We start from the raw sequence: 13217 nt of genomic DNA, 5'->3' as shown, positions 1-13217 counted from the left end.
AATGCCCCTTTATGTTTGCTTGAACAAACAAATAATGCTTAACTGCTTATTAATGTTTGTTTAGGTAAACAATAAATGCTGACAGTTACAGTACAAACGCAAATTAATGGAGCCTGGCACGATGCTGCCAGGCTGACACTGCATGAGTCAGATAATTCAGTTCAGCAAAAAACGGCCTATCTTACAGATTATGCTGTAGAACATTTAGGTTCAAAATGGGCGCCGGCCTGCAGTCTCAGATATCCAGTTGAATTAGCGCTGACCTATTCAGAAAAGCCCTGGTTTGGCTATCTGAATGACATACTGCCTTCAGGTGCCAGCTACCGTTGGTGGATAGAACACCTGGGGATTGCTGACCTTCCCTTCTACGAACAAAAAGTAGCGTTACTAAAAAACGCCGTAATTGCGCCCGTGGGTAACTTACGCATTAAAGAATGTGTGGAAAAAGCGAACGAGGGAGCTCTGTCGGTGCAATTTACCGAGCACGATGTGACCTCTTACAATCGTGATTTTCTCTCTTATGCCCAGCAGATTGGAGCCGCTAGTGGCGGCGCTACTGGTGCAGGAGGAGAAGCGCCGAAGTTATTACTGGTTCAGGATGGCAGCGGAAACATCAGCATTGATACAACACAAAGCCAGATTTCCGCTGATAGCATTTATTATCTGGTGAAGTTTCCCAGAGGGAACAATACCCGGATAGATCAAGATATTTTGCGAGCTGAATATCATTTTTACCACGAATTGGAAGCTCTCAGTGTCGATACCATTGCCACCAACTCTATGCGTTTAATAGAGAGCGAGCAAGGTCCAAGCCTGTGGTTACCGCGGTTTGATATTGCTGTGGGTAATAACGGTAAACGTCGCCAATATGGCCTTGAGTCCATTTATTCTTTGATTGGCAAAGCATCTGGCGCACTAAAACATCAGGACGTCTTCACTTGTCTGTGTGATGCACTGGAGCATACCAGCACAGAAAAGCGCTCTATTTTTGCTATCGAATATATTTGGCGGGATCTGCTCAACATCGTGTTTGCGAATACCGACAACCATGGTCGTAATATGGCGGTCTTAAAAACTATGACACAGACCAGACTCGCTCCTGTTTACGATTTCGCTCCGATGAAGTTTGATCCTGAAGTCATTACCCGCACAACCACCTGGGGACATCCATTAGAGGTTGGCGGAGAATTTAATTTTCCGGCAATTGTGGCCAGCCTGAGCAACATTAACACCGACCATGTGCTCAACGCGTTAATTGGCAAAGCACAAAGCTTAAAAGGACTGTATTCACGTTTGCTTCAAAGAGGCGTACCAACAACTATATTGCACGCGCCAACTGCCCGTTATCAAAATATTGAAGAGAAACTGCAACAATGGGGACTCAGTTAGTGGATGCATCTGATATTGAAAAGCAACTCATACAGCTCACAGCCGAACATCTGCGTGGTAACTTATCCCGTGGCCAGTTACTTAAAGCACTACGCAAAAACGTACTCAGAATGACACAAATTCGCTATTGCAAGCTCACGGGTATAGGCAGAAATGCCTTAATCGACATAGAAAGAGACCAGGGCGAACCAACTGAAGCCATCGTGAACAAAGCGTTTGCGCCCTTTAAGCTCCAGCCTGTTATGGTAAGGCCCGATATCGAATTTCTACGTCGATGCATTGATTCAACTGCTGCATCATCGCCTGACAGCGAACAGGTGATGTAGGCTTTAGCCCGACTTTAGCTATTCTCGTCCTGCCAGGCGTTAATGGCTTCTTCAGCGGCGCGGAAGGCTTCTATGCCTGCTGGCATACCGCAGTACACGGCAGAGTGCAGTAACACTTCCTGTATTTCAGCCACAGTACAGCCATTACGCAGCGCGCCGCGCACATGACCTTTAAGTTCGGTAGATGCCTTTAACGCAGCCAGGGTGGCAATGGTCACCAGACTGCGGGTTTGTTTACTGATACCGTCCCGTACCCAGGTTTCGCCCCAGGCATTGCGAATAACCATATCCTGCAATGGCTGGCTGAATTCAGATGCATTGTTCAGCGCGCGGTTAACATGGGCGTCGCCCATGACTTCCCGTCTGATTCTCAGGCCTTGCTCATAGGTTTGCTGATCTTTACTCATAGTGCCTCCTGTTTCACCAGTTCAATATCGGTCTCTTTGTACAATAAGCCAAAGCGGTGGTTGCCCCCAATAGCACGTTGGTACAATATCGCTGAGGTTAACAGCAGCGCGAGAAACTCTGCGGCAGGCCCGGCATACCAGATACCCCATTCGCCCCACGCCAGAGGCAATATAAATACCAGCGGCAAGGCAAACAAATAGGTTTTGGCAATACTCAGTATCCCGGCGCGTCTGGCGTCACCAATACTCTGAAAGTAAAAGTTGATCATCATCAGTGGCCCTAGTAAAAACAGCGCCAGGCTAACCGGAGGAAGTAGACGCGCCACTTCATCAGCAACAGAGGGGTCGGCAACAAACAGCAAGCCTATATCTGCGCGTAACCACCACAGTAATGCCTCGGTCAATAGCCCGTAACTCAGCGCCACCGCTAAGGCGATACACAGGCTGCGATTAGAGCGTTGATAAGCCCCTGCCCCTACGTTATTGCCTACGATGCTTTGCATGGCCAGACCCAGTCCCAGCAGCGGCAGAAATATAAAGGTCATCACCCGGGTAATAACCCCATAAGCGCTAACCGTGACTGCATAACTATCCGGTAACCATTGCTGCAGACTAAACAAAATGGCCGCAGAGGTTAATGCTACGCCGATGTAAGTAAGGCTGGACGGTGCGCCGAGCGAGAGAAACTCCGGCCAGCGACTACGCTCTGTGGTAATGGCAAACAATGGCACTCTTAACCGGTTACGGTCACTGCGACGAAAAAACCAAATCGCACCAAGCGCTAGCACCTGTGCCGCAATGGTTCCGTAAGATGACCCGGCAACGCCTAACTCCATAATAACGATAAAGACATAGTTCATCACGCCGTTACCCAGCGTGGTAACCAGCGAGACTATGGCCATAAATCCAACATGCCCCTCACTACGCAGGCTGTCTGCGCCTATGCCCAGCCAGAAAATAAGTGGTGAGCCCAGTATGATGATGTTCATATAGGTAAAGCTCATGGCGGCCAGCGTTTCATTGCCGTTATTACTCATCAGCGCCAGTGATTGTCCGGTAAGGCTAAACAAAATCATCAGCACGACCGCAATAAAAAGCGACAGTGTAATAGCCTGACCGTAAGCGTTACGTGCGGCCTCATGATCGCCGGCACCGCTTAATCGTGCCATCACGCTGGCAAAGCCACTGGCAATCCAGGTGGATAGCGCAATCAGCACCATAAACAGCGGAAACATTGCGGTAACAGCTGCAAGTCCATCCGCACCAACAAAGACACCAATAAAGTACGCATCAACTAAATTAAGCGAGCCACTTACCAGCATCATCAGAATGATAGGCAGCGCCGTTTTTAAAAATACCCTCGGCAACGGCGGGGTTACATACGGGTTTTCGTGGGTTTGCTCAGTCATGGTTTTCATTCCCTGATGTCATTAAAGCGCTGAACTTTTGTTTATAGATATCCTGCAGTGCCTGCGGCCAGCCTGCGATTGCGTTCAGGAATGCTTGTTCTTCCAGCCTGTATAATGCGCGCGAGGCGGCTTCAAAACCAGCTTCGTCCTCAAATACCCGCATCATACTGTAAAGCTGATCCTGCTTGATTCGCCGTTGCTGGGCTGGTGTGGTTTTTGTCATCGCCGTATCGATTAACCGACGCAGCGTGGTTGAAGCACCACCGCGCTGAACAGCAAGCCACTCCCAGTGTTCCGGCAGTAGGGTCACTTCTTTTGACAGTACACCCAGCTTAGGTCGCCCCCGCTTTTTCACCGGCGGTAACAATGAGACCGGTAAACCAGCGATAACTTTTTCAACGTCGCCACGCCAGTCAATATCTACCCGCTTGCCGTTTTCCAGGTCAAACAAATAAGGTTCGGCATCGGGTTGCTGTTGCTTCACCGTGCGAACGACACTGTGCAGATCGCCCTCGGCGAGCAGTGCTTTATTGTGCACTGCAATATAGGTTCTGGACATGATTAATTTCCTCATTAATTTTACCAGGGTAAAAATAACACAGCTCAGGAATTAAACAATATTACCCGGGTAAAATAAGGGTGAAATCTGATATTTTAATTTCCAGAGCAGAAAATCAAACTTCCAATGAAAATAGCTTTGCGTTTACTTCCCGGAGGAAGCTTCATTTACATCGAAGAAAGAACAATCATTCGCCCTTCTTCAGTGTTGTCATCTTCACTGGCATACATAACAAACTGGAAGAATCCTCACGGATGAGGATTCAGTCGATGCGGCACAGGGATGTGCCGTCATTGACGGTCCAGTTTGTTCTGCCAGGGACGATGACGCTTTTCACTGATAAGGGCTGCGGGGAGTCCAGAGGGTGTCGCACAACACCCTCTGGTCGCTGTCGGCGACGCAGACAACAATCTTGAATAATCTATGTTTGCTAACCGATAACAATCCGAACTAAATCACTCCACGAAAAGTAACCATGTTGTGCAATGAGTGATTCAGAAATAAGGATACAAAAGAGTCTGTAGCGGGTTAGCCCACAGCCCGCGGGCGCAACACTTTGCCCATGCTCCGGTCGCGCATACGGGCTGAAATTTCCCGGCCGGCACGTTTAACCGACAGCGCAATACGGGCAATGTCTACCTGTCCCATTTCGCTTTTTTCCCAGGCGACACCCACAGAGCCAATGACTTCATCACCGGCATTAAATACCGGCGCGCTGGCGCCAATCATGGTTTGGGTAAATTCACCACTGGAGCTGGCATAGCCATCATTTCGAATAGCAGCCATATTGGCACGAAACTCGTCCCAACTACCGCCTAGTCTGGATTCGAGGATTTCATCCTGACGGCGATTATAAATACTGCGAAGGCGATGAGCAGATAAATGGGCCAGAATCACTTTGGACATGGCACCGCGTAATAACGGACGACGTTGTCCCCGGCCCATCAAATCAGCCGGGCTGAATGGCGCGAGAGATTCCCGCACACACAAAACAGAGTTCTGAAAAAGAGTACACAGAAGAGCTGAATGGCCGGTGGTATCACAGAGTTCCTCCAACACGCCTTCGGATGCCTGTAGCAAGGGGTCGGTGTTTCTGATTTGCAGGTCCAGTTCAATAATGCGTGGGCCAAGAATGTAGTAACCATTACCTACTGCGCTGATAAGGCCAGCACTGGCCATTGAGCGAATATAGCGGTATCCGGTTGAACGAGACACTTCCAGAGCTGCCAGGATTTCGTTGGTAGCCCACAGCGGATTATCTTCGGTGAAAAGATCCAAAATGCTGAGCATACGGGTAAGACTGTTGGCACCGGCGTCACGTTCCTGTTCGCCTGTGTCATTTATCTTATCGTTACTTATTGTCTCTTCGTTTGTATTCATTGTTATCGTCGACCCCTGAACAAGGCAATATACTACCTCAAAGGTTGATTGCCGTGCAAAATAACCACGCGTATTTTATCGCAAACTCGTTGCGACTTTAGTCGTCATTTCAGAGAAACAGACTTCCTCGATTTGCCGTTTACTCAGGCAACACCAACTCTACTACCTTACGCGTTTCAAGGCTCACGCAGAGTTGCACCATCTGGATATGGACCACAGGTGTACCATCGTGCGTGGTGAGAAGGTGTTCAATGTTCAGACTTTTAGGTTTTTGTTCGGTAATTTTGGAATACGCCTGCAGCACCATACCCGGCATCACCGGTTCCAGTTCGGTGTAACCCATTTCCGCCGCCATAAAACCGTATTTTTTTTCCCGGCGCCAGTCCGCTGTCAGGCCCATTTGGTTCATAAAAACCGTATTGGAAATAGCGCAGTGGCGCACCAGAATTTCCTGTCGGATACCCAGTTCATCGTCCATGTCTATCTGGTTTACCCGGCCTAACTGTGTGGGCTGCGTGGTAAAGTCCGCCACTGCATCCACATTGGCAGGAAACACCGTGCCGCGAGGTAACACGCTGCTTAAATCATCTTCACCAATCTCAGGTAGCGCTTCACAGCTAAAGGTGTAATCGATACCAGCCGCCGCCAGGCGACCCGAGCAAAACAGCAGATGGATGGTGCAGGACTGGTATCTCGCACTGCGAACCTCAATCAGATCCAACACCCGAAGTTCGCGAAAATAGCGGATGTTAAAAGTTTTACCCGCATGTTCTGAATTAGGCGACACCGCAAACCTAGCTTTGAGCGTCAACGACGCTTCCTGCATAGTACGGGCGTAAAAACGCGTGTTCCAGTGGTCATTGTGATCACATTCCCAGCGTTCAACCCGGGTATATAGTACAGAAATACCAGTTTGTGGCTCCATCAGCCCCTCGCAGTAAAATAACGTCAGTGCTTATGTTTACCCATAAGCACTGAATAATCCAAGCTTTTATCAGAAAGAAGGTGACCCTGCGGTTACACCACCATCTACCGACAGCACGGTGCCGGTTATAAAGCTGGCATCATCCGACAGCAAAAATACGATGGCTGCAGCTACCTCTTCCGGACGACCTTCGCGACCGATTGGGTGCGCGCGATGAATTTTCTCGATATTTTCATCGGTAGCAAACATCACTTCGGTCATTGGCGTGCGGATCATGCCCGGCGCAATAACGTTGGCACGAATACCCTTGGCCGACATTTCCAACGCAATACCTTTGGTTAAACCAATCACGCCATGCTTGGAAGCACAATAAGCCAGTCGATTAGGCACCGCTTCAAGGCCCGCTGCTGAAGACACATTAACAATCGCACCTGCGCTACCCGCTTCGGTAGCATAACGGCAGAATGCCTGGGATACGTTAAACGCCCCTTCAAGGTTAGCGTTCATGTTGCGGTCCCAGGTTTCATGAGTAGTATCGAGGATATTACCCACACCGCGTACGCCAGCAGAGTTGGCTACACCATCGATAGCGCCAAAGGTGGCTGCCACGTTGGTAACCATTTTTTGCACTTTATCTTCATCGGCAATGTCAACGCCATAAGCCATGGCGCGGTCGCTGGCAGCGCCAAGCTCGTCGATAGTTTTCTTCGCTGTGGCCTGTTCCAAATCCACCACGGCAACATTGGCACCTTCCTGCAACAAGCGGGCAACCGTTGCCTTGCCGATGCCAGAACCGCCACCGGTTACGATGTACGTTTTACCTTCTAACCCTTGCATAGGATCTCCGTTTTATTCTGTTTGAATTATTTCACTGACCTTACAGTGACGACACTAAGTGACCGCCATCCACCACAATTTCCGAACCGGTCATAAACTTGCTTTCATCACCGGCCAGTAACAATAGCGGGCCGGTTAAATCGTCCAGGTGGCCTAACCGACGCTGCGGGATACGTTTAATTAACGCCTTCCCTGCATCAGAGGCAAAGAAGTCACGGTTCAAGTCGGTCTCGATATAGCCGGGGCACAAAGCATTCACACGAATACCGTAACGTGCCCATTCCAGCGCCAGACTTTTCGATAACTGGACCACCGCCGCTTTAGCGGTGGCGTAGGCAGAAAGCTGCCCCGCAACTCTAAGACCTAAAATAGAGGCAACATTAATAATACTGCCGCCACGCTGCTCGCTAACCAATTTCTTCGCGGCCGCCTGAGCAACCCGGAATACCCCGGTTAAATCGGTATCCAGTACCCATTGCCAGTCGCTGATATCAGTGTCGATTGCCGCACCGTTGTGGGTGACACCGGCGTTATTGACCACAATGTCAAAGGTCGCATCGTTAAAGGCGGCGTCGACGCTGGCGTCATCGGTAATATCCAGCGCAACGGCATTAGCCACGCCACCAGCAGCACGAATTTCCTCGCACAGGGCTTCGAGTTTATCTACCCGGCGCGCTCCTACGGTAACATCAGCGCCAGCCGCTGCCAGCTCTTTAGCGAAATGCCAACCAAGGCCGGAAGACGCGCCGGTAACCAGCGCGGTTTTTCCCAGTAACTTTTTCACCTGAGGCATAACAGCTCCCGCTTAGTAAGACTTAGGCAGTTCGAGTACGCGCTCAGCGATAAACGACATGATGAGCTCACGGGTAACCGGCGCAATACGCGGCAGCATGATTTCGCGCAGGTAACGCTCTACGTGGTATTCCTTGGCGTAACCAAAACCGCCATGGGTTCTTACTGCACGGTCACAGGCGTCAAACGCTGCATCAGCAGCAAGGAACTTCGCTGAGTTAGCCTCAGCGCCACAAGGCTTGCCATCATCGTATAAACGCGCTGCATGCCACACCATTAAGTCAGCGGCTTCCAACGCCATCCAGCTTTGTGCCAGCGGATGCTGAATTGACTGGTTTTTACCAATCGGACGACCAAATACCACACGCTCACCGGCATACTGCACGGCTTTTTCCAGCGCGCGACGGCCAACACCAATGGCTTCAGCCGCTACCAGAACCCGCTCCGGGTTTAAGCTGTCGAGCAGCAGTTTAAAGCCCTGACCTTCTTCACCGATACGGTCTTCCACCGGGATTTCCAGGTTGTCGATAAAGATGGAGTTAGAGTTAACTGCGTTACGGCCCATCTTATCGATAGGGGTAACTTCGATACGATTGCGGTCGAAATCGGTATAGAACAATGTCATACCGTCAGTCGGTTTAGCACATTCTTCAATTGGCGTGGTACGGGTTAACAGCAGGATTTTATGCGCCTGCTGCGCGGTTGAAGTCCATACTTTCTGACCATTCACCACATAACGGCCTTCCTGAAACACTGCACGAGTGGTGATGTGAGTGGTATCCAGACCAGCATCCGGCTCGGTTACACCAAAACACGCCTTATGCGTACCTTCAACCAGAGGCGGAATCATCCGCGCTTTTTGTTCGTCGGTACCGTGCTTGATTACCGGGTGCGGGCCAAACAGGTTAATGTGAATGGTAGAACAGGCCGACATAGCGCCTGCCGAGTTACCAATGGTCTGCATCAACAGCGCCGCATCGGTTACGCCAAGGCCGGCACCGCCGTATTCTTCGGGCATGGTAATACCCAGCCAACCAGCTTCGGCCATGGCGGCATGGAATTCATGCGGGAATTCTTTTTTGTTCTCTTTTTCAAGCCAGAATTCGTCATCAAACTTTTCACAGGTACGACGTACGGATTCGGCGATCTGACGACGCTCTTCGGTATCGATGATGCCTGCTGGCAATTCACTCTTTTTCATAATGGATGATCCTGTTCTAACGTGTCTTAAGAATTAAATAAACCGGATTTAAACAGCTTGCCGGGCAGGCTATGGCCTACAATGCCCTCTGCCAGCACCGCTGCATCAATCAATTTGGCTAAGTCGATACCGGTTTCGATGCCCATGCGCTCGCACAGCATCACCAGTTCTTCGGTGGCAATATTGCCCGCGGCGGCCTTGTTACCGGCGAACGGGCAACCGCCCATGCCGCCCACAGAGCAATCGAAGCGGGAAACGCCTAGTTCGAGCCCGGCCATGGCATTGGCAATACCCAGGCCCCGGGTATCATGTAAATGTAGTGCGACCTGATATTCCGGCCAGCGCGTACGCACGGCGTCGACCAGACGACGTACGCGCACCGGATCGGCGGCGCCAACGGTATCGCACAGGTAAATACTGCTCGGCGGCGTACCATTCTCTTCGCAAATAGCTACCAGCTCAGAGGCGCGTAGCATGGCTTTTTCTACCGCGATTTCACCTTCATAGTTGCAACCAAACGCGGTAAATAAATACACCGGTCCGCTACCGATTCCATTGTCGGAATACAGTTTGCGTAGCAGGCGCTGGGTATCCACCTGTTCTTCAGGCGTACGGCGGTTGTTTTTACTTAAAAAGGTATCGGATGCACTGCCGCTGGTTAGCGCGGGCAAATTAAAGCGGCTCTGTTGCGCCTGAAAAAAGCCTTTTTCGTTAAGCCACATACAGCTGTAGAGCACGTCATCACGCATGGTCAGCCCGGCAGAAATATCCAGCGCATCCGCCATTTGCGGTGCCGCTTTAGGACTAACAAAGGATGCACAGTCAATTTCCGGCACACCGCTGGCGGCCAGCGCTTCAATCAGCTTGATTTTTTCGGCCGTCGGGATCCCCGCAGGCTCAGACTGAAAGCCCTCGCGAGGGCCTTCTTCCACAATGTGCACGCGGGCAGGTAAATCACTCATAAAATGCTCCTATTTTCCTGTCCACTGAGGGGCGCGTTTTTCGGCAAATGCTGCTAAGCCTTCCTGGGCATCCTCAGTCAGCGGCATTAAGCCTACCTGACCTTCCATAAAGGCAATTGCTTGCTCAAAGGTCATGCCTTCCACGGCATGCAGCGCGTATTTACCGCGGCGGATTGCCGTTGGCGAGTTCTTCACGACACGCTCCGCCAGCCAGGCGACTTTATCGTCCAGTTCGTCCATGGGCACCACATAGTTAACCAGGCCAATCGCCAGCGCTTCATCAGCGGTAAGCATATCGCCGGTTAAACACAGCTCGGCAAATTTGCGCGGTGGTAACATGGACTGCATGAGCGCTGCTACCTGCATGGGGAACACGCCCACTTTTACTTCGGGCAAACCAAATTTGGCTTCGGTTGCGGCTACCGCCATATCACAAATGGCCAGCAAGCCCATACCGCCTGCCAGGCAAAAACCATTAATGCGGCCAATGATAGGCACCGTGCAGGTTTTGGCGGTGCGCAATAAGTCGGCGTAGAGCACATTGGGCTGGGCGTAATCAAACCCAAATGTGTTGGCATTGGGATTTAAATCGGCACCGGCACAAAAGGCTTTTTCCCCGGTAGCGCCGAGCACAATAAGGCGGACATCCGGATTCTGAGATGCGTCACTGAAGGCGGCTTTAAGCTCATTAATCAGGTCGTTATTCAGCGAATTGCGACGCTCCGGCCGATTAATGGTCAGGCGCAGGATATTGTCGCTTAATTCGCTGTACAGAATGGTTTCAGAAGTTGACATTGCTACCGCCCTTTAATGACAGAATTTCACGGGCTTCATCCGGTGTTGCCACCTCAAGCCCCATACTTTCAACCATGGCTTTGGCAGCACGGACCTGGTCGGCATTGCTCTTAGCTAACTTGCCTTTACCCAGCCACAAGGAGTCTTCCAAACCAACCCGTAAGTGACCGCCCAGCTGCACAGACTGCATGGCGATATTCATTTGCTGACGACCGGCACCCAGTACGGACCACTCGTAGTTATCACCAAACAGGCGATCGGCGGTGCGTTTCATGTGCATAATGTCTTCCGGGTGCTGACCAATACCGCCCAGAATGCCAAATACGCTCTGAATTAACACCGGCGCTTTAATCAGGCCACGCTCAACAAAGTGCGCGCAGGTGTATAAATGGCCAATGTCGTAACATTCAATTTCAAAACGGGTGTTGTTATCTGCACACTTAGTCAGGATCATTTCGATATCTTCAAAGGTATTTTTGAAGATGCGATGTTTAGAGCCTTCCAGATAATCTTCTTCCCAGTCATGCTTAAACTCTTTAAAACGCTTAAGCATAGGAAACAAACCAAAGTTCATCGAGCCCATGTTGAGTGATGCCACTTCCGGCTTGTAGTGCAGCGCCGGGGCCAGTCGCTCTTCGGTAGTCATGGTGGTAGCACCACCCGTGGTAATGTTAAGCACCGCATTACTACGGGATTTAATCACCGGCAGAATATCGGTGTAGGCTTCAACTGACTGATCGGGAAAACCGGTTTCAGGATTACGGGCATGCAGGTGAATAATCGCGGCACCGGCTTCGGCAGCCTCAATGGCTGACTCAGCAATTTCTTGCGGCGTCACTGGCAGATAAGGCGACATCGACGGGGTATGAATCGACCCGGTGATGGCACAGGTAATAATGACTTTACGGTTCTTTTTAGGATTCGCGCTCATAACGTTTCTCTCTTTTTCCAGACAATGCGCTGACTAGCGCAGAGACTCCGCCACTTCAAGCAACGCAGCCCGATCATCAGGATGGGCAATGGCTGCCAGCGCAATGGCGCGCTCGTAAACAGATTTATTGCGTAAGTGGGCAATGCCGTATTCGGTAACCACGGTTTCCACAAAGGTGCGCGAGAGCGACACAATGTCACCGTCGAGTTTGGCGACAATGCGTGGCTTACCGCTATTAGTTTGTGAACGCAGCCCCAGGATAAACTGGCCGCCTTCCACCTGGCCGCCCACCGCAAAGTCCACCAGACCGCCCATAGCGCCCGACTGCTTATTGCCGATGGTTTCAGCATTCACCTGCCCCAGCAGATCCACTTCCAGTGCGGAGTTCACCGAGTACACGGTTTTCCGTTTTACAAAGGCTTCCGGGGTGTGGGTGGTCAGCGCATCAGCCAGTTCGATGGCCGGATTATCAGCGACCCACTCATACAGCGCCTTGGTACCAAAAATGTCGCCGATATGACCTTTGGGGTTTTCTTCACAGGCACAACCGGCTTCAATTAATTCCATGACCGGATCGGTGAAGGTATTAATAAAATGCAGATCCTTACGACCAGCTTTAATCAACGCCCGTGCCGCCGAGGCCGGAATACCGCCCACACCAAAGCTTAAGGTCGCGCCATCAGGAATGAGCTCGGCTACCTGACAACCAATCACATCGTCGATTTCTTCGATGTCACGGGACGGGTATTCCAACAGTTCTTCCGGCGCATCCACTAAAATATCGAACTGCGAGGAATGCACCAGCGAGTCTCCCAGGGTACGCGGTACGTTAGGATTAACCTGCGCAATAACCAGTTTGGCCCGTTCAATCATGGGCTTACTGGTAGTGCAGGTTAAACCCAGGCTGTGATAGCCGTTTTCGTCCGCCGGTGATACCTGCACCAGCGCAACATCCATTGGCACTTCATTTAAGTAACGGGCAATCTGCGCGTAGGTGAGCGGCAGATATTCGGCTTTTACATCCCCCGTGGTTTTACGCAGCAAGGTGCCGGGCATAAACCAGGTTTTAAAGCGGATTTTTGAGGCCACCGGCCCCATTAAAAACTTGTATCCGGACAGCAGCATGCCGCTGACCACGGTGATCTCATTAAGCGCTTCGGCGCGCTGCCACAGGGCACTGGTTAACGCTCGCGGCTCGGCACTTAAGTGCGGAAAGCCTATTTGCATACCGTCATCAATGGCAGCAACAGCCTCTTCGGCGGTCATCCACTTTGGCGATTTAGCGGGTTTATTCATTTTTCTGA

At 51.0% G+C, this 13217-nt stretch carries 14 protein-coding genes; 2 read left to right on the top strand and 12 right to left on the bottom strand.

The window, feature by feature from the left end; all coding sequences use genetic code 11:
• Positions 1-75: 75 nt before the first annotated feature.
• A complete protein-coding gene (locus BFC17_RS05190) occupies positions 76-1389 on the top strand; it encodes a type II toxin-antitoxin system HipA family toxin (protein ID WP_070175388.1) in 1314 nt (437 codons plus the stop codon).
• Complete coding sequence (locus BFC17_RS05185) at positions 1389-1715, top strand: helix-turn-helix domain-containing protein (RefSeq protein ID WP_175439527.1); 327 nt, start codon at positions 1389-1391, stop codon at positions 1713-1715. Before BFC17_RS05190 ends, BFC17_RS05185 begins: the two co-directional genes overlap by 1 nt.
• A 14-nt stretch (positions 1716-1729) precedes the next feature.
• On the opposite strand, the gene BFC17_RS05180 is transcribed toward BFC17_RS05185, so the two are convergent.
• The 12 genes from BFC17_RS05180 to BFC17_RS05125 form a co-directional block, all read right to left on the bottom strand.
• A complete protein-coding gene (locus BFC17_RS05180; RefSeq protein ID WP_070175386.1) occupies positions 1730-2122 on the bottom strand; it encodes a carboxymuconolactone decarboxylase family protein in 393 nt (130 codons plus the stop codon).
• Positions 2119-3531, bottom strand: a complete 1413-nt coding sequence (locus BFC17_RS05175) for an MATE family efflux transporter (RefSeq protein WP_070175385.1) — start codon at positions 3529-3531, stop codon at positions 2119-2121. Before BFC17_RS05175 ends, BFC17_RS05180 begins: the two co-directional genes overlap by 4 nt.
• Complete coding sequence (locus BFC17_RS05170) at positions 3524-4090, bottom strand: DUF2239 family protein (protein ID WP_070175384.1); 567 nt, start codon at positions 4088-4090, stop codon at positions 3524-3526. The genes BFC17_RS05175 and BFC17_RS05170 overlap by 8 nt, the downstream gene beginning before the upstream one ends.
• A gap of 528 nt (positions 4091-4618) precedes the next feature.
• Positions 4619-5470, bottom strand: a complete 852-nt coding sequence (locus tag BFC17_RS05165) for an IclR family transcriptional regulator (RefSeq protein WP_070175383.1) — start codon at positions 5468-5470, stop codon at positions 4619-4621.
• Positions 5471-5609: 139 nt separating this feature from the next.
• On the bottom strand, positions 5610-6395 hold the full coding sequence (locus tag BFC17_RS05160; protein WP_070175382.1) for an acyl-CoA thioesterase family protein: 786 nt from the start codon (positions 6393-6395) through the stop codon (positions 5610-5612).
• A 69-nt stretch (positions 6396-6464) separates the two neighbouring features.
• On the bottom strand, positions 6465-7232 hold the full coding sequence (locus tag BFC17_RS05155) for an SDR family NAD(P)-dependent oxidoreductase (protein WP_070175381.1): 768 nt from the start codon (positions 7230-7232) through the stop codon (positions 6465-6467).
• Positions 7233-7272: 40 nt separating this feature from the next.
• Positions 7273-8025, bottom strand: coding sequence for an SDR family NAD(P)-dependent oxidoreductase (locus tag BFC17_RS05150; protein WP_070175380.1), 753 nt, complete (start codon positions 8023-8025; stop codon positions 7273-7275).
• Positions 8026-8037: 12 nt separating this feature from the next.
• The gene (locus tag BFC17_RS05145) at positions 8038-9225 is read right to left on the bottom strand and encodes an acyl-CoA dehydrogenase family protein (RefSeq protein ID WP_083271595.1); all 1188 of its coding nucleotides are present in this window, start codon (positions 9223-9225) and stop codon (positions 8038-8040) included.
• A gap of 26 nt (positions 9226-9251) precedes the next feature.
• Entirely contained in the window at positions 9252-10187 is a 936-nt protein-coding gene (locus tag BFC17_RS05140; protein ID WP_070175379.1) for a hydroxymethylglutaryl-CoA lyase, read from the bottom strand.
• Positions 10188-10196: 9 nt separating this feature from the next.
• Positions 10197-10982 carry an enoyl-CoA hydratase/isomerase family protein gene (locus tag BFC17_RS05135; protein WP_070175378.1) on the bottom strand — a complete coding sequence of 262 codons (786 nt, stop codon included), beginning with the start codon at positions 10980-10982 and terminating at the stop codon, positions 10197-10199.
• On the bottom strand, positions 10969-11913 hold the full coding sequence (gene kce / locus BFC17_RS05130) for a 3,5-dioxohexanoate:acetyl-CoA acetone transferase (RefSeq protein ID WP_070175377.1): 945 nt from the start codon (positions 11911-11913) through the stop codon (positions 10969-10971). The genes BFC17_RS05135 and kce overlap by 14 nt, the downstream gene beginning before the upstream one ends.
• A 33-nt stretch (positions 11914-11946) precedes the next feature.
• Positions 11947-13209: an acetyl-CoA hydrolase/transferase family protein gene (locus BFC17_RS05125; protein WP_070175376.1), complete on the bottom strand. Its 1263-nt coding sequence runs from the start codon at positions 13207-13209 to the stop codon at positions 11947-11949.
• Positions 13210-13217: the final 8 nt, after the last annotated feature.

Origin of the sequence: Marisediminitalea lipolytica (genome assembly GCF_001758465.1) — a bacterium.
Classification (GTDB): domain Bacteria; phylum Pseudomonadota; class Gammaproteobacteria; order Enterobacterales; family Alteromonadaceae; genus Alteromonas; species Alteromonas lipolytica.
The sequence above is the reverse complement of the archived record's forward strand: the minus strand, read 5'-3'. Positions and strand labels throughout refer to the sequence as shown.